The 24,672-nt window shown below is 72.4% G+C and carries 10 protein-coding genes; 2 read left to right on the forward strand and 8 right to left on the reverse strand.

Features of this window, described 5'->3' with window-relative positions; all coding sequences use genetic code 11:
* Nucleotides 1–20: 20 nt before the first annotated feature.
* The 7 genes from GTY96_RS21360 to GTY96_RS21390 all read right to left on the reverse strand — a co-directional run bounded on the left by GTY96_RS21360 (nt 21) and on the right by GTY96_RS21390 (nt 20,027).
* Nucleotides 21–4,610: a hypothetical protein gene (locus tag GTY96_RS21360; RefSeq protein ID WP_161665631.1), complete on the reverse strand. Its 4,590-nt coding sequence runs from the start codon at nt 4,608–4,610 to the stop codon at nt 21–23.
* Nucleotides 4,611–4,682: 72 nt separating this feature from the next.
* Nucleotides 4,683–9,800 (reverse strand): hypothetical protein, encoded by a 5,118-nt coding sequence (locus GTY96_RS21365; RefSeq protein ID WP_161665632.1) that lies wholly within the window; start codon nt 9,798–9,800, stop codon nt 4,683–4,685.
* Between the two features lie 6 nt (nt 9,801–9,806).
* On the reverse strand, nt 9,807–10,892 hold the full coding sequence (locus GTY96_RS21370; RefSeq protein WP_161665633.1) for a hypothetical protein: 1,086 nt from the start codon (nt 10,890–10,892) through the stop codon (nt 9,807–9,809).
* Complete coding sequence (locus tag GTY96_RS21375; RefSeq protein ID WP_161665634.1) at nt 10,889–13,528, reverse strand: hypothetical protein; 2,640 nt, start codon at nt 13,526–13,528, stop codon at nt 10,889–10,891. The genes GTY96_RS21370 and GTY96_RS21375 overlap by 4 nt, the downstream gene beginning before the upstream one ends.
* Complete coding sequence (locus tag GTY96_RS21380; RefSeq protein WP_161665635.1) at nt 13,525–16,701, reverse strand: poly-gamma-glutamate biosynthesis protein PgsC/CapC; 3,177 nt, start codon at nt 16,699–16,701, stop codon at nt 13,525–13,527. Before GTY96_RS21380 ends, GTY96_RS21375 begins: the two co-directional genes overlap by 4 nt.
* A gap of 231 nt (nt 16,702–16,932) precedes the next feature.
* Nucleotides 16,933–18,168: a hypothetical protein gene (locus GTY96_RS21385; protein ID WP_161665636.1), complete on the reverse strand. Its 1,236-nt coding sequence runs from the start codon at nt 18,166–18,168 to the stop codon at nt 16,933–16,935.
* 107 nt (nt 18,169–18,275) lie between these two features.
* Nucleotides 18,276–20,027, reverse strand: coding sequence for a S53 family serine peptidase (locus GTY96_RS21390; RefSeq protein WP_161665637.1), 1,752 nt, complete (start codon nt 20,025–20,027; stop codon nt 18,276–18,278).
* A 167-nt stretch (nt 20,028–20,194) separates the two neighbouring features.
* Here GTY96_RS21390 and GTY96_RS21395 point away from each other — a divergent pair, with 167 nt between their 5' ends.
* Together GTY96_RS21395 and GTY96_RS21400 are read left to right on the forward strand one after the other, a co-directional pair.
* Nucleotides 20,195–20,944, forward strand: coding sequence for a HEAT repeat domain-containing protein (locus tag GTY96_RS21395; protein ID WP_161665638.1), 750 nt, complete (start codon nt 20,195–20,197; stop codon nt 20,942–20,944).
* Nucleotides 20,941–21,675: a HAMP domain-containing protein gene (locus GTY96_RS21400; RefSeq protein ID WP_143900148.1), complete on the forward strand. Its 735-nt coding sequence runs from the start codon at nt 20,941–20,943 to the stop codon at nt 21,673–21,675. Before GTY96_RS21395 ends, GTY96_RS21400 begins: the two co-directional genes overlap by 4 nt.
* A gap of 28 nt (nt 21,676–21,703) precedes the next feature.
* On the opposite strand, the gene GTY96_RS21405 is transcribed toward GTY96_RS21400, so the two are convergent.
* Nucleotides 21,704–24,634 (reverse strand): helicase C-terminal domain-containing protein, encoded by a 2,931-nt coding sequence (locus GTY96_RS21405; RefSeq protein WP_143900146.1) that lies wholly within the window; start codon nt 24,632–24,634, stop codon nt 21,704–21,706.
* Nucleotides 24,635–24,672 lie beyond the last annotated feature (38 nt).

Consider the following 24,672-nt stretch of genomic DNA (forward strand, 5'->3'; position numbering starts at 1 on the left):
CGGGTCTCGTGCTCGGAGACTCAGGACAGCGGTTCGCCTGCGTCGTCTGCAGCCGCATCGGGCCCCACGACGCCCGGTCCCTTCCTCGGGAGTGATTCGTCGCGCCTTTGAGCCGCTGCCTCACCCTTCGTCAGCGCGTTGGTGTCCGAGGAGGCAGGGCGCACCGGGACCTTCAGGCCGGACAGCTCCACCGTCTCCGTGAACACCCCCTGCGCGGCCGACGTGGGGATCGGCGTCTCCTCCACGACTGGCGCGGGCACCCGCACCGTTGGCATCGCCGCCAGCCGCTTCGGCTGCTTCTGGAGACCCCGGAAGAGCCAGCCGCCCTTCTGGCGCTCGTACAGCTTGCGCGTCTCCACCGCTGCCCGTGCGTGCGACACACGGCCCTGCTCCAGGTCGTCCAGCAACATCTCGCTCAGCCGCCGCCGCGTCACGCTGTCCAGGTAGTCGAACACCTTCTCCAGCCTGCGCACCACCACCTGGGTCGCACCGCCCGCCGACGTGTGCGTCAGCGCCGCCACCTTCGCTTCGTGCTTTGCCCGCGCACGCTCCGCCAGCTTGCGCAGCCGGTCCGCTTCATCCGGCGACGCGGCCCTGTCCACCAATCCCGGCAACACCGTGCGCGCCAGACCCGCGTCCACGAAGCCCGAGTCGTCGAACGTCTCCAGCGACTCCAGCGCCCGCCGCCGTGCCTCCACCGACGTGCCTTCCAGCGCCTTCAGCGCCGCCGTCACCCGGTCCAGCGCCATCCAGCGGTACACCCAGTCCAGGCCCGTGCCCTTGATGTTCTGCGCGCCCATGATGCTCACGTGCATCCCGGGCGCCACCGCGCGGGCACACGCATCCACCACCTGATCGCCCGTCGCCTGTGAGTCGGCCACCGGCACCAACTGCTCCAGCATCAGAGCCCGGTAGGCCTCACGGAACTTCGCGTGGAACGCCTTCACGCGTCCCTCCGCGTCGCCGTCCCCTCGTGGCAGCGCCTGCATCAATCGTGCGTGCACCACCATGCGCGCCAGCAGGTACAGCGCGTGCTCGCGCACCTCGTCCTTCGTCGCGGGCGTCAGCACCTCCGGCAGGATTTTCGTCTGTGCGCGCGACACCGGCTCCAGCGCTGCATCGAGGAGTGGCCCCACCTCGCGCTCCAGCGCGCGGCGCACCTTCTCCACGCCCACTTCATCGTCGGCGCCCTCCAGTGCCTTCTCGACCGCCGCCGTCAACGCCACCGTGGGGATCGCCCGCAGGTCCGCGCCGGCTGCGTACCGCATGAACCGATCCATGAACGTGGCCGTCGTGGGACGCGGCACCTTCAGCCTCGCCAGCTCCTTCGCGAGCCGCGCTTCCGCCCGCGCCTCGCCTTCCTGGCTGGACAGCTCCTCGGCCGCCACGATCTCCGTGCCCAGCAGGTGCCGGTCCAGCGCGTCGCGCACGTATTTTCGCAAGCCCTCCAGGTTCGTGCCGATGAGCACGTGCCTGTCCGCGGGCGCGTCCTCCACCAGGATGCGCGCGAATACCTCCGAGCGTGACACCCGGTCCCAGCGGTTGTTGATGACCGTGATGACCGCTCGGTCCGGGTTCGCTTCTGGATCCACGTCGCCCAGGCCCGTGCGCGTCCAGTTGTTCATGAAGCCCGTGCGCTCGTTCGCCGAGTGCCCGTTGATGAAGGTCAGCTGCCGCCCGCGCACCTTCGCCGGTGGGAAGACCTTCAGCACTCCAATCTCCGGCTGCACGTGCTCCGCCATCAGCGCCAGCGCGTACGGCCGGGACACGCCCAGTTGCTCGGCCAGGGTCGCCACCAGGGCCATGTTGCGCGGGTGCTCGCGGTAGGGGAACAGCGCGAGAAGCTCCTCCGGGATGAGCTCCGCCTCCCACCACGCGCTGTGCAGGAGCGTCGTGTCCTTCTCCTTCGCCACCTGCTTGAACAGCGGCAGGAAGTGGTCCTCCGTCGTCACCACCCGGCCGCCCTTGGGCATGAAGTGGGTGATGACCGACGCCACGTCCATGCCCGCGGGCCCCTGGATGTCTTCATGGTCCGGATAGGCGTTGGTGAGCGTGGCGAAGTCGTCCTGCATCCAGTCGTTCTGGAGCAGTTCGACGAAGTTGGGCTGCAACGCCATGCACTCCCAGAGGAACACCTCCGTGCCCAGGCGCGCGCCCAGCTCCACCATGTCCTTCTGCTCCCAGATGGTGGCCTTGTCGTAGGGGCGGAAGATGAAGAACTCAGAGGGCCCGGCGCCCGGAGCGCTGTGCACGAACATCGCCTCCGAACCCGTTGTCTTCGCGAACACCTCGAAGCCCAGACCGGAGAAGAGCGCCGCCTTCAGGCGCTCCGTGCCCGACTTGCCGCGGGTGCCCCAGCCTCCAATGCACAGCGGAATCCTCGCGCGCGCTTCGCGCACATTCTGGCGCTTCACGTACGTGTCGCCCAGGAAGACGGAGAAGAGCGCCGCGGTGAAGAGGCCCAACGCCGCGATGCCGTTGCCGCCCATCCCCAGGAAGTAGCCCTCGTTCTCCATGATGCGCTCGGTGAGGAGCGCCAGGAAGCCGCTCTGCAAACCCAGCAGCGCGGGCGTGTGCAGCCGGGCCGAGGACTCCGGCGGCTCGCGGAAGAGCGTCGCCAGTGGCGCGGGGACCTGTCTGCCCTGTCCATACGGCGTGAAGCGCACCTGGACGCCCAGCTCCCGCTCCACCTGCTCCACGAAGCGACGACGCTCGCGCGGCTCCTCTCCGCCCAGCGAGTCGAGCCGCGTTGTCGCGAGCCGGTGGTAGTCCTTCGTCACCCGGAAGCGGTTCACCATCCGGCGCAGTCGCGACGCGGGCGGCACCAGCACCGTCTCGCCGTGACTGCTGAACAGGTGCACCTTGCCGTCCTTCGACAGCGGCATGTCCAACAGGTCGTCCACCGTGGGCAGGTGCCGGCCCCAGCTGCCCTGGCTCGCCACGTGGACGCGCTCGCCGGGGACTCGCGTCTCCGTGATTTCGTCCAGGTGGCCCGGGTGCGCGCGCAGCGTGCCCGGCATCCTTCGGCCGGAGGTGTGCAGGAACGCCTGTCGCTTGTTCGGCGCGGGCCGGCCGAGCTCGTGCCACATGCGCCACAGCCGCCGCTGCTGCCGGTCGCCGTGCCACAGCGTCAGCGTCCGCTCCGTCCGCTCCGCGTACAGCCCGTGCCCGTCCTGCGACAGGTCCGCGAGGATGGCGCCCAGCCACGCATGCCCCTCCGGCATGGGCGGCAGGTTCTCTGGCGGCGGCTGGAGCGGGATGCGCGTGCGGCTTCCGGGCCGGAGTCCGGACACGCGGCCCGCGAGGAAGGCTGTCCAGGCCTGACGCACCGGATCCTTCACCCGGCGCAGCACCTGCGCAGCCGCCGACGCGGCCTCCACCACCGGACCGGTGGCGTCCTGCTGCGTCGCCAACGACTCCACCGCGTCCAGCAGCGCCGCGTGCGCGGGACCCAGGCCCGCGGCTCCCAGCGCTTCCGCCAATGCGGCGGCGCGCTCGCATGACACCCGCAGCACGAGCGGCGCGGTGTCCCGGCCCAGCACCTCCACCAACACCTGGAGCGCCGCGCTCTTCACCTTCGGGACCGCGAGCGCCGCTTCCACGGCGGCCAGCACGGCGGCGGTGCGCACGCGCGGGCTGGGCTCCGACGACGCATGCGCCGTGGCCACCGTCTCCAGACCCGCCAATCGTCGCAGGAGGAGCTGTCCGTCGGGGCGCAGCGCGAGGAGGGCGCACAAGCCCATGCGGACGTATTCGCTCGGGTCGTGGTGCGCGACCTCGGTGAGCAGTGGCAGGCGGTGTTCCTCTGGAATCAGCGGCGCGCACTGCTCCAGCACCTGCCGGCGGAAGAGGAAGTCCTTCTCCGAGGGCGCCTTCGCGCGCAGCCGCTGGCGCAAGAGCGGCATGCCCGTCAGCACGTCCACGGTGAGCAGCGCGCGCAGGGCTTCGGCCTGGAAGAAGGGGCTCGCATCCTCCTGGCCCGCGAGGCTCGTCAGCGTGAGGCCGACCTCGGGCAGCGACGCCGCGACGCCCGGCACCGTCTGGGTGAGTTGCCGGAAGGCTTCCAGCGCGGCGAAGCGGTTCTGCTCGCGGGGCGCGTCCACGGCGCGGTCCAGCAGCTGCCTCGCCAGTGGCACGGCGGCTGATTGGAGCTCCCGCGCGGTGGCACGGGTGAGCACTCCCGTCAGCGCCCGCAGCGCCGTCTCCTCTTCAATCAACAGCTTGTGGCGGCGCTTCTCCTGTCGCTCACGCAGCGCATCGAAGCCCATCCAGCGGTCCAGGGCGCGCAGGTCCTCCCTGCGGTCCTTGCGGTCCTTCACCGTGGCCTTGAGGTGATCCACCAACACCTGGCGGCGCGCGGCGTCATCCACTGCTTCGTTGTACTGGCGGGTGAAATGGACGAGTTCCGTGTGGACCGAGGCCAGCTCTGTCTCCAGTGCCTCCAGCGCCACGCCCAGCCACGGGGCCAGGCCCTCCAGGCCCGCGGGGCGTGGGCACGTCTCCACCAGCCGCCGGGCCAGGCCTTCCGCGGAGGCCCGCCGCACCCGACGGTGCAGTGGGGGCAGGGCTTCCAGGAGCAGGGCTTCGAGTGCGTCAGTCGCCAGATGCATGCGCGACCAGACCTATTCACTGCTTGAGAAACCTGCCCGATCCGCCAGGGTCCCCGTTCGGATCAGGACAGCTCAGGGCTGGAAACGTCGCTCATCCAGCAGCTCTTCGAACTCCTCCTCGGTGGGGGTGACGTCCTGCAACCCACGTCCACCGGTCCAATCCCACCGCGCTCCGAGTGAGAAGACGTTCTGCGTGCCGTACGGGCCGGCGAGGAACGCCCGGTCCTCCGCGAAGAGCATCAGCCGGTTGCCGGCCTTGCCCATCCACACGTTCCAGTCCATCCGCCCCGACACGCGGTGGCGCAGATAGGCCGTGGCGCGGTGGTCGTCCGCGAAGCGCTGTGACGCGCCGTAGCCCAGCTCCACGCGGGTGCCCCGGAGCCTGCCGCCCAGCAACGCCGCCCAGCTCGCGTAACCGCCCGCGTTGTCCACCGTGTAGAGGTTGCCGTTGCTCACGGCCAACACGCCCACCGTGGCCACGTGGTCCTGGAACGGCTGCCAGCGCAGGGACAGCCGTGGCGACAGCCGCTGCGGGTGGTCCTTGCCATAGCGCCAGTAGACGCTCTGGTCATAGCGCGACGCCTCCACCGCGCTGCCGCCCTGGAAGGACTCCACCGTCAGGCCGAGCCCGGGGATGACGCCCGCGTCCGGTGACAGGCGCAGGTAGCGGTCCGCCGACACGCGGCCTTTCGCGCTCCAGCGCATCGCGCCGCCGACGGTCTGCGAGAACACGGCGCCCTGCAGGGACAGGCGCAGGTCGCCTGGGAGCTGGTTCACGTACGCCGCCACGGTGCCGCCCAGCACGGCGCTCCGCCCCAGCGGATAGCGCGCCTCGGGCGTGAAGCGCAGCCACGCACGGTCCGGCGACAGCTCTCGGCGCAGCGACATGCGGACCTCCAGTCCCGTCTGGAGCGGGCGGTCGAGGAGTTCGCCTTCCTCCACGTCCTCGCTGCGGTAGCCCACCTCCGCGGACAGCATGCCCAGTCCGTCCGTGCGCGCTTCGGGGGGCATGCCCTCCGGCAGCAGCGACAGGCTGGGCGGCAGCGCGGGCCAGGGCAGGGGCTCCAGGCCGGTGGTGCCCTGGGCCCACGACGAGGGCGCGAGCGCGCTCGGATCCGTGGCGACACCCAATTGCACCTGCACCAGCGTCTCCCCCATGGGCGACTCCAGGGTCACGCGGTGCGGCCCGCGCGAGGGCAGGAGCAGCCACGTCTCCCCCATGCGGCCCAGCGGCTGGGACGCGCCCTGGAGGCCTGGGTCCGTGTCCTCGGGAAGGCCCAGGCGCATGAGCGGGCCCTCCTCCGCGCTGGAGCCGCCCGCGCCATCGCCAGCGGGCAGGGGCATGCTGCGCAGAAGCAGCTCGCGGCCCGCCGTGGGCGCCAGGGCGGAGGCGCGCACGCGCAGCGCGGTGGGGCCCAGCACCGTCATCACCACCGGTGCTCCTGGACGACTGCGCAGCAGCGACAGGGGCTGCGGGGCCGCCATGACGCGGGCATGGGCCGCGCCCTCCTCGGACGCAACGAAGCGCACGAGACCGGTCTGCTGCGTGTCGGCCCGCGCCAGCACCACCTCCACCTGATGGCGGCCGGGAATGTCCAGGCGGGTCCCCAGCACGGCCGTCTCGCCCTCCGCGACCTTCAGCTCGCGCACGACGCGGCCGTCCACGCGGAGCGCGAACGAGCAGGTGCCGGCGGAGTCCACGCCCGGGCGTGGGGTGGTGCCACAGAGGACTTCCGCGCCCAGGGGCCGGGGCCGCTTCACCATCAGGCTCATCACGCGCGAGGCGCCCGCGGGCAGCAGCTTCGCCTCGGACAGCTTCCACGGGGGCGCGAGCAGCGCCTTGCGCACCGACATGGCGGCGTCCTCGTCGTCCATCCCGGCCTCCGACGTGGCCAGCAGCGAGCCCGCGGCTTCTTCCGCGTCGCGCAGCCCTTCCCAACGCGTCCAGCGGCCCGCGATGAAGCGCATGCGGCGCACGTCCGGGTGGTCCGCCCAGCTCTGGAGCTGGCCCGCCAGCGCCGCGCCCAGCGGAGCACCGCCGTCCTTCCACGCCTGGGGCGAGTCCTGAAGCCGCTCCAGCATCCCGAGCGCCTCCAGGCCCACCTGAGGCAAGCCCGTCTCCCGGTACAGCGCCGCCATCGTCAACGCGCCCGCCGCATCCTCTCCCGAGGCGGACAACAGCCGTGCCCGGAGGTAGCGGCCCGCGACGCTCTTGTCGACCGACACCGCGGCGAGCGCCGCGTCCACCTGTCCCTCGCGCACCCGGGCCCCGAGGTCCGCGAGCATCGCGCTGCCCGACATCACCGCCCTCGTGCTCCGCCGCCCTTTCGCGCCAGGCTCCCCGTGCTCCCCGCCGTCAGGGAGCTCCACCGGGGCTCGCGCCTCCTCGGCAGGCTTGTCCTCGGACCTCGTGCCGCCCAGGTCCTGGAGCGCGGGGAAGGCTGGCGACACCAGCGTGGGCCGCGTGATGGGCTGCGTGAAGCGCACCGCGCGCGGAGAGGCCTGTGACAACTGGTCCATCAGCGCGAGCAGCCGCCGCTGCTGTTCCGGGGTGAGCTTCGCCTGCGCATCCAACAGCCGCCCCACGTCCGCGCGGGCGAACCCCTCCTCCTGCAACGACGCGAGGAGTTCCGCGCGAGCGAGGCGCGGCTCCGCGTCGCCGGGCTCGGTGCGCAGCGCGCGGGAGAGGGCCTGGAGCGTTTCATAGGCCGTGCCGGCCTGCGGCTGCCGCGGGGCAGGGGACTCCGTGGGCGTGGCCACCTCCGCGCGACGCACCGCCAGCGAGACGGCGAGCGTCACCTTGGCGTCCTCGGGCTCGAACCAGACCTCACGCGCCTGCGGCGGCAGCGTCACCACCGCGGACACGGGCGCGGAGGACGTCCCCTTCGCACCTTCCAGCGCGACGTGGCGCCCGCTCGCCACCGAGGGCAGCAGCACCAGCCGGCGCGGATGCCCCACGTCGGTGTTCATGCGCACCACGAGCGGCTTGCCCGTGGGCGCATTCATGGGACGCAGTTGCACGCGCACGGGCGAGGGCAGCTGTGAGTCCGGCACCCGGAAGCGCACCGCCTGCTTGCCGACCTTCGCCGGCCACTGCGTGCGCACGTAGCCCACTTCCCCCGGCGTGCCCTGCATTTGTACGGGCGCGAGCGACAGGAACGCGCGCGTTCCTCCACTGCCCTCCAGCTTCAGCGCGTGCTCTCCCGGAGGCAGCGCGATCTCCACCGGCTCCACCGCTGACAGTGGCAGCAGCGGGAAGGCGTGGCTCCCCACGCGCAGGAGCGGGTTGGTCTTCGCACCCGGCGGCGTCAGCACGTAGGCGCGCAGCAGCGTGGGGACCTCGGCGAGGCCCGTGGCCTTCACCTGCGTGGTGCCTCCCACGGCCAGCGGCCACAGCGCGCCGCCCGCCACCGATGCGTCGGCGTCCATGCCCTGGAGATCCAACCACTGCGACGGCTTCACCTCGGTTCCGTCGTCCCGGGGCGCGGGCGTCACCTGCGACCATCGGCTCGCGCGCCACCACGCGGTGCGGTAGCTCCGGCGGATGTCCTCCGACAGCGGCTCCGCGCGCCACGCCAGCTCCAGCGCGGCCAGCTCGCGGCTGCGCAGCGGATCCCCCAGCGGCAGCCGGGCCACGAGCGCTGACGCCTCGGCGGTCAGGAAGCCCGCATCCGGCATCGCGGGCGCGGTGCCCAGGAGCGCGTGCGCGGCGTCCGCCTTGCCCGAGTCCAGGAGCTGCGTCGCGGTGAGGATCCGCAGGTGCCACGCGAGCGGCGAGGAATCCGCGCCCTTCAGGGCCTCCACCGCCGCGTCCGTGTCGCGCTCCCCCACGGCGGCCAGCGCGCGCAACAGCGGCGACAGGGTCTCGGTCTTGAGCTTCCCGTACGTACCGCGCGCGAGGTCCGGCATCAGCGCCACCAACTGCTGGCGCAACAGCGACGGGCGGGGCGCGGTGTCCTTCTTCACCACCTCCCATGCGCCCTCCGCCAGCTCGGTCCAGTGCGTCTGGTGCCTCAGCGCCTCGGAGAGCGTGGGCCTGCGCGTGGCGACGCGTGCACGCAGGAGCGGCGGCGGACCCTTCCAGCTCACGCGGTAGTTGTGCTTGCCCAGCGGCAGCGAGACGCGCATCTCCTCCGCGACGCCCACGTGCTCGCCCGACGCGAGCACGCGCGCCGTTCGAGCATCTGGCAGCGCCGCGCCCTCGGGGGCTTCCGACCACGCGGGCTGCTGCGTGAGCCGCGCCTGCGCGAGCACTCCGCCCACGCCGTAGACCTCCACCGTCGGCGCCTCGGAGGGAGCACCGTCCCCCAACACCGAGCGCGCCTCCAGCGACAGCACGCCCGGCCCCTCCAGCTCCAGCGCCCAGACCGAGCCCTTCTCCTGGGGGCGGTACCAAGGGGCCTCCATGCCCTCCAGCAGCTCCTCCTTGCCGGCGGGGCGCGGGCGCTCCACGCGCACCGCCTGGCCCCACAGGGGCGACACCAGCGACCACTCCCTCAGCGCCGCGGCCTTGCGCCACGCATGCACCGCGTCGCGGAAGGGGGACGTGTCCGGCTCATCCCGCACGAGCTCCGCTTCCAGCTCGGCATCGACGTCCAGCCTCGCGCGCGTGGCCGCGTCGAACGCCAGCGCCGGGCGGGGTCCCTGTCCGTCCACCCACTTGAGGAGCGCGTCGCGCATCCGCTCCTCGGTCCTCGTCGAGGAGATGTGCGTGGGCCGCTCCACCACGACGCGCGCCTTCTTCGTCGCCGTGACCCACCAGATGCTGCCGGCGCCCATGGGCTCCGCCAGGTACCAGCGGCCAGGGCGCTCCGGCACGCCTGCTTCCTCCACGCGCAGCTCGGGAGCCTCTTCTCCTTCCGCCAGCGGCACGCGGGTGAAGCGCAGCGCGCCCGCGGGACCGGAGACGCGCACCACGTCCAGCGGCCCCAGCCACACGGCCGCGCCCTTCCGCGGCGTCACCTCCAGGGTGCCCGTGACCTGGGGCACGCCGCCGGGGACGTAGGGCGCGCGGCCCCGGAGGTCTTCAAGGGCCACCGGGCCCCGGACGGCGCGCGGCTGCCAGGTCATCCCCTCTTCGCTGCGGGCGGTGACGGACGGCGAGGGCGTCGCCGGCTGCGCGATGACGGGCAGCGCCGCGAGCGCTCCCACGAGCAGGGTGAAACGGGCGCGGCGTCGAACAGGAGACATCGGCGCTCAGTCCTCCAAGGGTGCGAACAGAATCTGGGCCAGCCGGTCCAGACGCGCCGGGTTCATCAGCGCTTTGCGCGTACGGGATGACAGTTCCAGGTGGAGGAAGCGGGCTTGTGGATAGGCCTGGAGCAGCCGGGCCTGCGCGTTCTGCGTCCCGCCCAGCACCTGAACCCCCTCCGGGTACAGCTTCACGCCGCCTCCCAGTGCGTCCTCCAGCGGCGCGGCCACCCGCCTTGCCCATGCGCCGGGCTTGCGCGTCCCGTCGCTCACCACCGCCGTCAGCGTCTCCGTCCGGCCCTTCTGGACCTTGGACTCGCCGAAGCCGTGCAGCTGCACCGCGCGCGGCGCGGGAAGGTGGCGCGCGGCCAGGTCCGTCACGGTCTGGAACAGGTGGTCCGGGTTGTGCGCGACGTCCGCCGGGTGCTCTGGATCCTCGGGCGTCTCCCCGGGTGTGGCTTTGTAGCGGTGCGCGGTGGCGGTCATGAACAGGCGCGGCGCCCGACCCTGGGGCGGACACGCGAACAGGCCCGCGCCGATGTCCTCCGTGCCGATGTCGAAGTAGGGGTGAGGCACCTGCACCACGTCGCTGGTGGCCTCACCCGTGCGAATCACGTACGCGCCCGCTCCGTGGTAGCCGTCCGGCCGCTCACGCAGCACCCAGAAGGTGTCGCGCGGCGTCGTCCACGTCTCCAGGAAGAAGCCCACGGACGCGGCCACGTTCGTCAGCTCTGGAGGCACGTCCTTCTGCTTCGGCGCCGCCGCCAGCAGCGCGGGGACGAGCTTCGCGAACGTCGCCTTCTCCTCCAGCGTCGTGGGGTGGAACGTCACGGCGTCCGCGCGGGGCCACAGCCCGGAGAAGCGCGCGTCCACGTGGCACCCTGTCTGCCCGGGCACGTTCACGGATGGATCCTCCTGAGGGATGCGCTCCGGCGGCGCGGCCTTCGCGCGAGCACCGGAGCGGGCTGCCTCCACCTTCGAGCCCTTCAACGGCACCGTCTGCGCCCGGGCGCTCATCGCGACGCCCAGCAGCGACACCCCCGCCACGGCCACCAGCGGGCGCCACGACCCGGTCCACCGGCGAGGCGTCACAACAGGTCCTCGCCGGGCTGCCAGCCGCCCCGGTTCCACGTGCGCGGCGCGGTGTCCTCCACCGCCTGTCCGAAGACGAAGAAGCGCGCCCACAGCGCCTGGGGGCCCAGGGCTTGGATGCGCACGGTGTGCAGTCCCGGCGCGATGTCCTCGCCCAGCGTCACCGGCACGGTGCGCGCGTACCACTTCACGCCTGGACGGCCCACGGGCATGGCCGGGTCGCGCTCGGAGGCGGGCAGCACCACGGTGCGCTCGGCGCGGGTGACGTGCGGCACCAGCACGCTGGCGCGGCGCGCGGGATTGCCGCCATCCACGGAGACGGACAGCTGGGGTTGCGTGGCGCCCTCCGCCACGGGTGTGTAGACGACGACGTTGAGGGTGACGGAGCCCAGGCCCTTCTTGCGCACCGGCACGCGCAGGCCGCTCTTGCCCACCGGATACACCGTGCGCGAGCGCAGGCCGCTGCCCGCCGAGGGAGGCCGGTTGAGCATCGCCGTCAGCCCCGCCGCGGACGAGCGCAGCAACACCTCATGTTCTCCGGGTGGAAGCGGAGGCAGCAGCTCCCGTGAGCGCGTGGCGCGCACGGTGAAGCGGTGCAGCGGCTCTCCGTCGAGCAACACCTCTACCTCGTTGCCCAGCGCCGCCGAGTCCTTCAACGACAGGCGCAGCTCCGGACGGGTGGGCGTGCGCGCATCGAAGCGCGCGCGCACCGGGCGGCCCGGCTCCAGGACGGTGGACAGCGCCTTCACTCCGTCCCCGCGGTCGTGCTCCTGGGTCGGCTCCAGGACCTCCACCACCATGGGCGTCCCGTAGGGGCGCACCACCACCGGGTCCCCCGACGGCTGCGGCGTCTCCTCCCCCGGGCCCACGGGCTCCAGTCGCACCTGGCTGAGCAGCTCCAGTCGCGCGCCGCCCTGCATCAGCTCGGTCAGGTTCGCGGGACGCATCGGGTGCCACGCGCGTTGATCCACGGGCGCGTTGCGCCAGCGCACGCCGATGAGCGCGTCGTTCGCGTAGGGCGCCATCGCCGTGAGGGCCTGCGTGCCAGCCAGGAAGCTGTAGAGCTGCACGATGGTGGAGCGCGGCGCCTCCACGCGCAGCTTGCGCGCGCCCATCGGCAGGAACACCCGCGCGCTCGCCACGCCGGACACCCAGGCAGGCAGCTTCGTCACTTCCCCCGTGCCCCCGGAGTCCGTCTCGTGCTCCGCCTTCGCCTGGGGCATGCACGGCAGCGCGCCACCGGGCAGCGGCACCAGGTCCGCGCCCTCGAAAGGCGCGGGCTCTGGCGTGGCGTCCAGCGAGGCCTGCCCCAGTGACTGTCCCTGGCCATCCAGCACGGTGAGCTTCAGGTGCAGGGGCTCATGCGAGGGCGCGCGGTCCAGCGAACGCGCGTCGATGCGCACCAGCCGCCCCACCGCGTCCATGCGCGGGTCGATGTCCAGCTCCAGCACCGGGCACGCCGGACCCGTGGCGAATGCCTCCGTACGGCGCGTGTCCGGCAGGAAGGCCACCCGACCTTCCGCGGCGGCGCCGGGCTTGGGATTCGACTCGGTGGGCAGCAGCCACGACTCAAACGCCCCCTCCACCGTGTAGCGGAGGTCCTGCTGGCCGTCGTTGCTCACCGTCACGGTGTGCACCCCCGCGGGCAACTCCAGCGGATGCGACATGGGCGAGCCCGCGACAGGCCCCGGCAGCTCCAGCGTGCGCGCAGTGCCGTCCGACGACAGCGTGCGTACCGTCACGGGCCCGTGTGGCCGCGCCTTCGCGTCCGCCACGTCGCTCCACAGCCACAGCACCGGCGTCGCGGGCCCGGTGACGTTGAGGGCCACGGCGCGGCCAGCACCCAGCCGCTCCTGCACGGACTCGGTGGCCTCCACCAGGGGCAGCCGGAAGGCGGTGCGGTAGACGGGCTCAATCTGGTAGTCGGTGCCCGCCTCGCCCTCGGCGTTGAGGCGCTCCCAGTGCTCCTCGGCGAGCCAGCGGCGCGTCCCGGCGGACAGCTTCTCGAAAGGCTCGAAGGTGGCGCGGCCGGCACGCAGCTCGGCGCGGGCCTGCGCCAGCTTTTGAGACGCGAGGAGCGGCAGGGTGCGGTGCGCCCGGACGTACACGCGCGCCAGCAGCGTGCCGTGCGTGTCCGCGGGCCGCAGGTACAGCACGGAGTAGTCCGGCCGCTCCGCCGGCAGACGCAGCACGAACTCGCGCTCGTCCGTCACCTGCTGGTCAGCGCGGGGCGTGAACGCGCTCTCCTCCAGGAAGGTGCCGTCCTCCTGCGGCTGGCCCTTGCTCTGGCGCGTGCGCGTGAAGATGGCGCGCTCCAGGAGGATTCCGGACGGCGTGCGCAGGATGGCCTGGAGGCCGTATTGGTATTGCTTCTCCGGCGCGTAGGGCGTTCCGTCGGGGAGCAGCGCATGCGTGACGATGAGCAGTTCTTCGGCGTCCACGGGGACGCGGACTCGCATCTCCCGGCCCGGCTCCAGGCGGTAGAAGAGCAGGCGCTCGGCGTTGACGAACTTCGCGTCGCGCCTCGCGGTGGGCGTGTCGGTGTTGTCCAGCACGGCGAGGCTCGCGCCCCAGACGAGCGCCAGCCCCACCATCAGGCCCAGGAGCGCCAGGAGGGCGCGGCCGCGGGTCTTCATCGACGGGCCTCTTCACGGGGGGCTTCCCCGGTCAACACCACCGGCTGGCGGTGCCGCAGCGCCAGGTCCACCGCGCTCGCGAGCCGCGCGTCCCCCGCGGTCAGCTCCACGCGCTTCAGGGGTGATGGGTGCTGCTGAAGGAAATAGACGGCGCGCAGCACCTGCGGGCCCTGTCGCGCCTCCACAAGGAGGAAGAGCAGGCCGTGCTCGGCGCTGAACCCGCACTTCACCTGCGGCGTCACGGTGCCCACGCGCTTCGCCTGCGACAGCGCGCGCAGGTCGTGCACGTTCTGCTGTGCCAGGTAGCGCTCCGCGCGGGCGGTCAGCTCCGCGAACTGCTCCTTCAGCGCGGGGGACACCGGGTGCGAGGGCGCCACCAGCCGGTCCGCCAGGAGCGCGCGCTCGGGCGCCTCGCGAGACTCCTCGGGTAGCAGGCCCGTGAGCTCCAGCTCCTCCGCCACGAGCCGGGGGCCCACGAAGGCGCCGCGCAGCGGCTCGGACAGCCACAGCGTGGCCAGCCGCGCTCCGCCGAAGGTGCGCGAGAAGACCTGCTGCGGGCTCGCGTCATCGAGCCCCGTCAACTCCGGAGCGCCGTCGTGGTAGCGCACGCGCGGTCCCAGCCAGCCCAGCGGTCCCTCCCGCGACAACAGCCGCTCCAGGTCCGCGGGCCGCTGCGCCGGAGTGAGGACCGGACTGCCCACGTCCACCAGCACGTCCGCGTCCACCGACGGGCGGCCGGAGAAGCCACGCAGGTGCAGCACCCAACCTTGCTCCTTCGGCAGCGCGCGGTGCACCGCCTGATGGAACGCCTGGAACGCGGTGCGCAGCTCACCGAACGTGGCCGGGTGGGGCATGTCGGCGGAGCCGGAGGCGAACACCAGCGCGGTGGCCTCCGCTTCGTGCCACAGCTCCGCGGCCACCGGCAGCGTGCCCGCCTCGCGAGCCGGTGACGGCACCTCCAGCGCGAGCGGCGAGCCGCCCGGACGCAACAGCAGCCCCGCGCCCAACCGGCCCGGCGTGGCCTCCGCGTCCGTCACCCACCAGCACACCTTCGCCCGAGCGCAGTCCGTCACCGGGTGCACCCGCAGGCCCAGGAGCGACGCCATGGCCCCGGCCCAGCGCGCGCGCAGCTCCGGGGGCACGTCCGCCATTCCACCACCCAGCAGCGGCGCGGCCACCTGCTGCTCCAGCACCAGCAGCTCCGCGTCCGACGGCCGCACCGCCGGCACGCGCGGCGCTTCTGGCGCCACCATCAGCGTGCCCAGCGCATCGCGCTCCGTCATCGGCGTCGCCAGCGCCTGGGCCTGCTCGAGCACCAGCGCCGCGAGGTCCGACGGGCCGGCGCGCAGCACGCTCAGCCGCGCCTCGCCCCAGTTCTCACCGGGCTCTGGCGGTGCTTCGGCCGTCACCTTCGCGTCGGGCCACAGCGCGTCCAGCCCCCGCGCATCCTGCGTGTGCAGCACCACCTGCCCGGGCTTCAGGGACACGTCCACCCGCACCTGAACCCGCTCGCGCGAGGACAGCGCGTCGTTCGCCTGACGCAGCGGCGTCTCCGACTGCGCCAGCGCGTCGCCCAGCACCATCCCCGAGCGGCGCGAGTCCACGCCGCTCACGATGATGGCGCGGCAGTGCACGCGTTCGCAGAGGACCGCGGCGGCCTCGGCGCTGGGAGCCTCCGTCAGCGGACGCGGCACCTCCAGCACGGGCCCCCGCGCGCCGGGCACGAGCAGCGAGGTGTCCCAGCCTGCCTTGCCATCGCCCTCCACACGCTCCACCAGCGCGAAGCGCGCGGGTGAGCCATCCCGTGTCGGCAGCTCCCTCAGCTCCAGTCCCAGCGCCACCGCCTGTGTGCGCAGCGCGGGCAGGCGCTCCGCGCGCCCAGACTCCAGCCACGCGTCCAAGCCGTTCCACAGCCCGGTGTACGCGCGCAGGTCGCCGTGCTTCAGCCGCAGCGACACTCCGCCCGCGTCACTCTCGCGCGCGGTGGCGCGGCCCAGCACCATCAGGCCCAGCGGCGTCTGGTCCAGGCCCAGCCCGGGCACGTGGTCGCGCGGTGCCTCCGTGGTGAGCGCGATGGCCGGCCGCGGCTCGACGAGCGACAGCCCGAAGCCCGCGAGGCTGCCGATGAGGAAGCCCGCGAGCGACGTGTGCAGCGTGGGCAGCAGCACGCGCGCCACCACCTGCTTCTGGAGCATCTTCACCGCCAGCAGCGTGGGCACCAGGTATCCGAAGCCGAACAGGTCCGTGACCTTCAGGCCCGGAATGCGGCCGCCCATCGCCCAGCCGACGCACCACTTCACGAGGAAGCCCAGGCAGAAGACGAGCACCGTCTTGCGAGGCCCCTCCAGGTTGAGCGTGCGCAGCCCCGGCAGCGACAGCACCGCCTTCGCGGCCACCACCAGCAGCAGCACCTCCGCCAGCGTGGCCACGAGCTTCAGCGGCTCCAGCCACGTGAGCGCCAGCAGCGCGGGCACGAGGATGCCGTTGAAGTCCCAGCCGTACTTGAGGTTGAAGCGTGCGGCGAGGAACGCCGTCGTCAGCAGGATGATGTAGGCCTTGGGGCTGGACAGGAAGTCCTGCGCCACGTCCTCGTACATCAGCTCCAGGCTGGAGAAGGACAGGTTGGTGGCGGGCAGCAGCACGAAGCGCAGCAGCACGTACGTGAGCGCCACGGGCACGCCCACCTGCCAGAGCCCCCGGCGCAACTTCAGCTTCCAGAGGGCGTTCGCGGTGAGCGGTACCAGCACCAGGCCGATGCTGTGCAGGCCGCGATCCACGATGAAGGACGTGCCCCACCGGTCGTCCATCCACCGCCCGAACACAGGCAGCAGCCACGTTTCGCTCACCGCGCGAACGAGCACGCTCGCGAGCACGACGGCGAAGAACCGGTCGCGTCCGAAGAACTCGCTCCATGCCCCCGTGCGGGAGAGGCCACTGGAGAACGCCAGCGCGACCCCGTACGTGAGCAGGGATTCGGCCACCACCGTGCACCCAGCCTCCGGGTGGATGACGAACACCGACGCCAGATAGCCGGGGACGACCAGGCCCACGAAGACCCATCCCAGGGTCTCCGTCAGGAACGCCAGGATGAGCACCCCCACGAGCACCGCCACCAGGATGGAGGTGTCCAGGGAGTAGGCCGGGAAGAGTGTCAGGGTCGAAAGGAGCGCCATGGTGGCAGCGCTCGAATCTAGGGAGGCTCATCCCTCCGACCAGGGTTGCCCCTCCCAGCGGAGGGGAAGCGTCCGCTGTCCAACCGATGATCCGCGCCTCCAGTGCCGAGGAATGCCCACGCCCTGACACTGGGGTGGGACCGGGTGACAGTTCCACGGGGGCCTGTCCGCGCGCTTCACACTCGGGGAGCGGGTTTCTCCCGCGAGGTGCGAGGTGGAGTGGGCGACTGGCTACGGGCAGTCCTGCGCGGCCACGGCCTGGCACCCCAGGCCGGAGCCGGTGAGCGAGCACGGCACGGTGTCCGCGAGCGCCTGGAGCACTGCCTTCGATGACGCGCCAGTGCCACGCAGCGTGGAGGACTGCTCCAGATGGAGGAAGCGGTCCGTGGCGGCGGTGGCCTCGGTGAAGCATGCATCGGCGGCGCCGTTGTCGATACGGCCCTGCACGTTGCCGGTGCCACACAGGGGCCGGTGCTTGCCCGCGTCCTCCGCCGCGTTGCAGGAGAAGGCCTTCTTCGTCCCCGTCAGGTGGGTGTTGAGCGCGTCGCGCAGGCGGTTGGAGAGGGCGCCCGCGCGCTCCATGCCGGTGCCGTCGCTCACCACGGCCGCCTCGGCACCATCCCCGGAGTCCATGCCATGGAGGCTGACCGCGACCGCGTCCGGGTAGGTGTCACGCAGCGCGCGGTGGGCGGCGGTGAAGAAGGTGTTGCCGTAGTGCGCGGCATCGGAGAGCCGCAGGCCCTTCGTGCCGCACACGCGGGTGGTGCCGCTGCATGGGCTGGGGGTGGTGACGGCGCACCGGTTGCTGCCGGTGATCAGCAACGCGCGCGCGCCCAACGTCACCAGCTGCGTGGCCGTCTGGCGCAGCGTGCCCTCGTCGGAGTCCGCGTGCGGCGCCTCCAGCCAGAGGTCGCGAGCGGGGAACAGGTTGACGATGAAGGTGCCACCGCCTCGAGACGACAGCCCCTGCTCCCGCACCACCAGCCACGCGCCTCCGTTGTCGCCGTGGAACGTGGACACGCCATAGCCCAGCCCCTCCAGGTCCCGCACCACCTGCGGCGTGGGGCCTTCGGTGAGCAGCGCGCGGAAGGTGCCCTCGAACGCGGTCAGCTCCGTGCCGCCCGGCTCCTTGAATCCGCCGCTCAGCGCCGTCGCGATGGGCGTCGTCAAAAGCCACGTGGCCAGGTTGCCCCGCAGGCTGGCCAGCGTGCCGAGCGGCGTGCACACGCTCGTGGAGGGGGCGGGCGAGGTGACGACTGGTGTCTCGGTGGCTGGCGCCTCCACCGGGTCACCGGGCGACGGGCTCACCTCTTGGGAGGGGGCTGTCGGCGAATCGGCGGCGCTCCCGGGGGAAGCGGAGGTGGGAGACTCCGCCAGGGCGCCGTTGGGGGCGCCGACGACATTGCCGCAAGCGACTGCGAGGAGCAGGAGGCAGGGAAGGGCTGCGCGCAGAGGGGGCAGGGACATGACCCACTCCCGAACAGCACGCCCTGTGCACGCATTCGCCCTTCGTCAATCCGGGATGTCAGCCCATCAGGCGCCCGCATGTCCGCACGCCCTCGGCACAACCGCTCTCAGGGCAGCGTCTGGAGCAGCCCCTGTGCGTTGGGTGCACCCCAGCCGGTGGGGATGTCCCAGCCCGGTCCCGCTTCGTGCTGACGGTCGGTGATGCCCACGGTGATGTCGCGGAAGGAGCCCTGCACGTGAGGCAGCGTGTACAGCTGCGAGTTGAGCCAGCCCACCGGCGGCTTCGCCCCTTCCGAACGCGCCCCGTTCACCACGGCGATGAGGCCCGCGAAGACGGGCGACGCGAACGAGGTGCCGGTGTTGGGCGAGGTGACGCCCAGCCACGTGTACCAGTAGCCGGTGTCCGCGTTGAGCGCGACGTCCACCACCGCGCGCTTCGCGGGCAGCGGGACGATGCCCTTCTGCCACTCTGGCGTGGTGAAGGAGCGGCTGATGCCGGAGCCGGAGTAGTACCAGGCGGTCTCGCCCGTCACCGCCAGGCCGTTCATCTTCAGCCGCGTGCCGCCCACGGCCGTGACGTAGGGACTGGAGCCCGGCGTGTCCACGCCCGCGGAGTCGCCGCTCGCCGCGGTGACGGTGATGCCCAGCGCGGCGGCCATCATCCCGGAGGCGCTGTACTGCTCATGCACCGCGCGCGGCTCGGAGTCCTCGCGGTGGGCGAAGGACGTGGTGATGACGGACACCTCGCCCCGGCCAATGGCCTCGTTGAAGGTGTAGAGCATGGACGTGTTGCGCGCGTCCGGGCCCATGTAGACGACCACCTCCGCCTTCGGCGCCATCGCCGCGGCCCACTCCACGTCGAGCGTGCCCTCGCGGTAGCGCGTGACGGGCGGCTCCATCGTCTGGATGACCCGGGGGTCCTCGCGCTCGATGTCGAACATCTTCCAGAACGCGCGCACGTCCTTCCACCGGAAGCTGGCGCCAATCACCACGCCCAGCTTCGTGCCCTGGCCCAGGTGTCCCTGGGCGTAGAGCGAGTCCACGCCATACGCGCTGGCGATCTGCCGTGGCGTGAGGCCCCGGTCGATGGGGTGGGGCTTCTCCGTGGAGGGCTGGCCGAACTCGCCGGGCAGCCTCCCTGTCTCCGCCGGCAGGTCCAGCGCGACGATGGCGTGCACCCGCTGCTGCACGAACGTGGGCGCCTTGAGGCTCTCGGTGAGGCCATAGACGTCGTGCGGCTCATTGCCACCCTGCGGCGACTTGCGCTCCAGGACGCGCAGCTTCACGCCGAACGCGTGATTGAACTGCCCCACCGTCCCCACGAACTGCACCAGCAGCCGGTTGGTGGCGACGAAGGGCACCTGGAGGCCTTCGGACTTCAGCCAGTCGGTGACGACGGCGACGTCCTTCTCGAGCGGTGCGTGCCTCGCCATCCACTCCTGGGCCGTCATGTACTGGCGGAAGTGGGATCCGCCCGGCTTGTAGATGTCCGCGATGCGCTGCTCGAGCGCGGCCTCGTCGCGGATGGGGAAGGACACCAGTCCTCGGAGGAGGTCCGTCTCCGGGGCCTCGCCCTTGTCGGTGTAGACGCCCGGCAGGGGCCCGGGGACGCCGTCCGTGGTCGGGATGGGCGTGGGGTCCAGCACCTCCTCCTCCGGGTCCGGCGGCGGGTCCACTCCCTCGGGCAGCGGCGGCGGTGGCCGCGAGTTCTCGGCGTCGGGAAGGGTGGGGGAGGTGGCCACGGGAGTGGGGCCCGGAGGCCGGGCCTCGCCGACCGACGTCAGGCGGTCCGTGTCCCGGCAACCGCCCATCCCGCCGGTCAGCAGAAGCATCCCCGTCAGGATGTATCCGCGCTTCATGGCTCCCCCAGCCCGCGCTGACCCGCCTCGGGTCCGCGGCACCCCAGCGGTTCTCCGCTGGGGCGTCGCCCCTTGTGTGCTGCCAAGGTGGGTGCGATTGCCCTGCGAGGCAACTGTCGTGGACAGGTAAAACGCGGCTACAGTGGTGGCACTTCTTTGCCCATCCCATGCGGCTGCTGACAGCACTCCTGCTCCCCCTCCTCCTGCTGCCGTGCGCTGCGCTGGCGCAGGGGGACACGCGCATCACCTTCCTGGGCCGTCAGTTGGAGAAGGGAAGGGATCCGCGTGCGCGCTCACAAGCCGCGCTCGTGTTGGGTGCCACCGAGGATCCAGAAGCGGTGACGCCGTTGTGCGGCGGCCTCAAGGACCCCAGCGAGCTGGTGCGCGCCGCGGTGGCCAAGGGCCTGGGCGCGCTCCTGGAGCCGAGCGGACTGGACTGCCTCCAGGCGTTCCAGGGGGAGACGGACGCCACGGTGCAGGCGGCGGTGGCGGAGTCCATCAAGGCCATCAAGGCGTACCAGTCCCGCCGGCCGCGCTTCTACCTGGCGCTGGACGCGTTGAAGGACAAGACGGGCAATGTGCCGCCGGAGCTGGTGAAGGTGACAGAGGCGCGGCTGCGCTCGAAGCTGGTGCGCCGGGGCGCGTTGATGGCCCCGGAGAAGGAGTCGAAGGCGGCGGCCAAGGGCGCGCTGAAGAAGCTGGGCCTGCACGGCTACCGCATCACCGCGGAGATCCAGGCCACGGACAGCGGAGGACTTCGTCTGGCCATCCTGTGCATGACGTACCCGGAGCAGTCCCTGATGGGGCAGGTGGAAGTGAACGCCGCGGGGGCTCCGCCCGCGGACCTGTTGAAGGCCCTGATTCCCCGAGCCATTGAAGAAGCCGCCGCGACCTTCGACTGGAAGAGCGAGACATGACGACGACCACGGCCCCGGCCCCGACGAAGCGCCGCTGGCGCAACTTCCTCCTCGACGCGCCCTTCCAGCTCAAGCTCACCTCGTACATCGTCGGCGTGTCCCTGGTGCTGGCGGCGCTGCTGGGCATCTTCCTGGTGCGCGCGGCGAACTCGCTGATGCACGAGACGGCGACGGCGGTGGATGCCCGCTCGCGCGCGGCGGAGGTGAGCCGCGAGCTGTCTGGAGCCACGCTCTCCAACGAGCTGATGGCCCACATGAACGACCCGGCGTTCGAGAAGCAGTTCCGCGAGCAGGCGCAGGCGATTGACGCCAGCTACGAGGAAGAGCGCATGGCCATCGTCGCGCAGCGCGCGGAGCTGGAGCGCCATCAGCAGCTGACGTGGTGGGTGCTCGGCGGGTGCATGCTGACGTTCATCGTGGTGGTGGCGCTGTCGACCATCGTGGTGACGCACCGGATGGCGGGGCCGCTGTTCCGCATCAAGCGCATGGTGCGGGAGGTGGCGGAGGGCCGCCTGCGACCGCCGCAGCACGGCCTGCGCGAAGGCGACGAGCTCCAGGACGTCTTCGAGGCCGCGCGCGACATGACCCAGCGGCTGCGCAACCAGCAGGAAGAGGACGCGCGCGTGCTGGCGGAGGCGCTGGCGGAGGCGCGGCGGAGCGGCGCCAGCGGTGCGTGGGTGGATGAGCTGAGCGCCCTGGAAGCGCGCTACCGCGAGCGGCTGGCGCGGTAGGGCAGGGCCGGGCGCCTCGCGAGGCGCGTCACACCCGCGCGGTGTCCGCGGCCAGCCCCATCTGCATCAGCTCCGCGTGCAGCATCAGCCGCGCCTGGGCCCAGGGCAGCGCGACGACGCGGTAGCCCGCGAGCGCCTGGAGCAGCAGGGGCCGGTAGCTGGCGTGTCCGGGGTCCGCGACCACGACGATGCCCCGGTCCGTGGTGGAGCGGATCAACCGACCGACGCCCTGACGCAAGAGCAGCAGCGCGCGCGGCAGCCGGTAGTGCAGGAAGCCCAGGTATTCGTTGCCGCCCTTCGCCAGGGGCTCCTCGCGCGCGGCCACCAGCGGCCGGGATGCCGGCTCCAGCGGTAGCTTGTCGATGAAGACACACCCCACGCCGCGGCCGGGGATGTCCACGCCCTGCCAGAAGCTCTTGGTGCCCAGCAGCACCGTCCCCGTGTCGCGCTCCTGCCGCGCCGCCAGGGAGCGGCCGTGCCCGCGCGACTGGCGCAGCACTTCAATCCCGTGCGGCTCCAGCCGCGCCTGGACCTCGCGCGCCACGCGCTCCAGCCTGCGCGTGGAGGCGAAGAGGCCCAGCACCCGCCCGCCCATCACCTGCGCCAGCCCGGAGATGCGCCCGGAGGCCCAGTCGATGAAGGGCTCCTCGTGCGCGCGAGGCGCGTCCGTCACGAGCACCACCAGCGCCTGCTGTCCCAGGTGGAACGGCGAGGGCGCGCGCAAGAGCGGCGGCTTCAACCCCAGCCGCTTCAGGACGAAGGGAACGCTGTCGCCCGTGCCCAGCGTGGCGGACGCCATCACCAGCGCGCGCTTGTTCGCGGCGAAGTCGCGCGACACGGACTCGGACACGTCCACCGGCTGCGCGCCCACGCTCCAGCGCCCCTTGCGAGGCTCCGCGCGCGCCGCGTAACAGCGCTTCACGTCCGGGTCTCCGGCCAGCTCGCCCGCGAGCACCGACAGCTCCCCCAGCTCCGTCGTCGCCCCGGCCAGCTCCCGCTCGAGCGAAGGCTGCTTCACGGCCAGCTCCGGCAGCGCCGCCAGCACGCGTACCGCCAAAAGCGTGTGCACCCGCTGCAGCGCCGTCCGCACCTCCACCAGCCCCTCGCGCACCGGCGCCCAGGCGGGCAGGGCGCGCACCGCGTCCGTCACCCGCAGCTCTGGCGCGTAGGCGGCCTCGTCCGCGTCCTCGCCGGGCATCGCCGCCGCGGGCTCGCAGAGCGCCGTCACCTGTTCGCCCAGCGCCCGCGCCTCCTGGAGCAGCGTGCGCAGGGCCTCGTCCACCTCCCCCATCAGCGAGCGGGACTCGTCCCGGCGCGTGGCCGCCAGCGCGCGGCGCAGCTCCGCGAAGAGGCCCCGGCGTCCGTCGCGCCCATGCAGCCGCTCCGTGAGGCGCAGGAAGGCCAGGTCCGACAGCTCCACCGTGAGCGCGGTGGTGGCCACGTCCTCCAGCTCGTGGGCCTCGTCCAGCACCAGGTGGTCCAGGCGCGGGTAGCGCGCGGGCCACGCGAACGCGAGCGACTGGTTGATGACCAGCACGTCCGCGTCGCGCGCGTGCGCCACCGCCGAGTGGTAGAAGCACTTGTGGTGATGCGGGCAGCGCTCACCCAGCGTCGTCGCAGCCTCGGAGCGCACCGCCGGCACCAGCCCGTGCATCCCCGGGAAGCGCTCGCGGAACCAGTGGCTCAGCCGGTCCAGGTCTCCATCCGGGCTGCGGCGCAGGTACGCGCGCACGTAGGCGCGGGGCGCGCGAGCGGCGTGCGGCATCCCCGGCTCCACGCGCGTGGCCTCCAGCGCGCGGCGGCGGCACAGGTAGTTCGTCTGCCCCTTGAGCAGCGCGTAGCCGAACGCACCCCCCGTGGCCTGATGCAGCCGGGGCAGGTCCTTCTCCAGCAACTGGTCCTGGAGCGTCTTCGTGTGCGGCGCCACGCCCACCTTCAGCCCGTTGCGCGCGGCGAACAGCGCGGCGGGCGTGAGGTACGCCAGCGACTTGCCCGTGCCCGTGCCGGCCTCCACCGCCACCTGCCCGCCGTCCGACAGCGTGCGCGCCACCGCGTGCGCCATCTCCAGCTGCGCGGGCCGGGACAGGAAGCCGCCCCCACGCTCCAGCGCGCCGCCGGGCCCCAGCACCTGAGACACCTCCTCCGGGCGCACGGGCAGCGGCGTCGCGTCCGGCTCTGGCTCCGGGGGAGGCCTGCCGCCATTCGCCCTCCGTCGCTCCGGCCGCGCGCGCAGGAAGCCGCCCGTCGCCTCCAGCCCCAAGGGCACCGGCGTCGCGCGGCACGCCTCCCACAGCCGGGACAGCAGCTCCAGCAGGGGGCGCTCCTCCGCGTCCGTCGCCAGGTCGCGAGCCTCTTCCGGGGACAGCGCATCCAGCAGCGGCGCGGGCCCCAGCGCGGCGCGGGCCCGTGGATCCATCGTGGCGAGCAGGTCCGCCACGTCCTCCGCGCGGCCGTCGCGCACGCAACCGTCCAGCGCGTGCACCAGCACCGCGTGCACCGCCACGCAGTCATGGAGCGCGCGGTGCGGCTGCTGCGAGCCCAGCTTCGCCCACCGCATCAGCGACTCCAGCGAGTGGCTGGGCAGCTCCGGGTGCAGGTAGTGCATGAGCTCGCACGAGTCGAGCACCGGCGCTCCGCCCAGCACATCCGGCAGGAAGCCCTTCTCGAACGGGGCGTTGTGCGCCACCACCGTCCACCCCTTCAGCCGCTCCCGCAGCTCCACGCGCTCGGCGTCGAAGCGGGGCTGACCGGAGAGCTGCGCGTCCGACAGGCCCGTCAGGCGGCGGATGGTGAGGTTCAGCGGGCGCGACGCCGAGTACAGACGGCTGAAGCGGTCCACCTCGCGGCCGTGCTCGAAGAAGAGGCAGCCGACCTCGATGACCTCGTCCACGCGGGGGTCCAGCCCCGTCGTCTCGAGGTCCAGGAAGACATGCCGGGTGAAGAGCTCCGAGCTGCCCATGCAGGGCGGCCAGCCTACCCGCCCAGAGGCACATCGCC

It is taken from the genome of Corallococcus silvisoli, from assembly GCF_009909145.1.
Lineage (GTDB): Bacteria > Myxococcota > Myxococcia > Myxococcales > Myxococcaceae > Corallococcus > Corallococcus silvisoli.

Excerpts from the sequence above, each read along its gene's own strand:
- GTY96_RS21360 (WP_161665631.1), bottom strand. The coding sequence starts at position 4,610 with ATGCATCTGGCGACTGACGCACTCGAAGCCCTGCTCCTGGAAGCCCTG.
- GTY96_RS21365 (WP_161665632.1), bottom strand. The coding sequence starts at position 9,800 with ATGTCTCCTGTTCGACGCCGCGCCCGTTTCACCCTGCTCGTGGGAGCG.
- GTY96_RS21375 (WP_161665634.1), bottom strand. The coding sequence starts at position 13,528 with ATGAAGACCCGCGGCCGCGCCCTCCTGGCGCTCCTGGGCCTGATGGTG.
- GTY96_RS21380 (WP_161665635.1), bottom strand. The coding sequence starts at position 16,701 with ATGGCGCTCCTTTCGACCCTGACACTCTTCCCGGCCTACTCCCTGGAC.
- GTY96_RS21385 (WP_161665636.1), bottom strand. The coding sequence starts at position 18,168 with ATGTCCCTGCCCCCTCTGCGCGCAGCCCTTCCCTGCCTCCTGCTCCTC.
- GTY96_RS21390 (WP_161665637.1), bottom strand. The coding sequence starts at position 20,027 with ATGAAGCGCGGATACATCCTGACGGGGATGCTTCTGCTGACCGGCGGG.
- GTY96_RS21395 (WP_161665638.1), top strand. The coding sequence starts at position 20,195 with ATGCGGCTGCTGACAGCACTCCTGCTCCCCCTCCTCCTGCTGCCGTGC.
- GTY96_RS21400 (WP_143900148.1), top strand. The coding sequence starts at position 20,941 with ATGACGACGACCACGGCCCCGGCCCCGACGAAGCGCCGCTGGCGCAAC.
- GTY96_RS21405 (WP_143900146.1), bottom strand. The coding sequence starts at position 24,634 with ATGGGCAGCTCGGAGCTCTTCACCCGGCATGTCTTCCTGGACCTCGAG.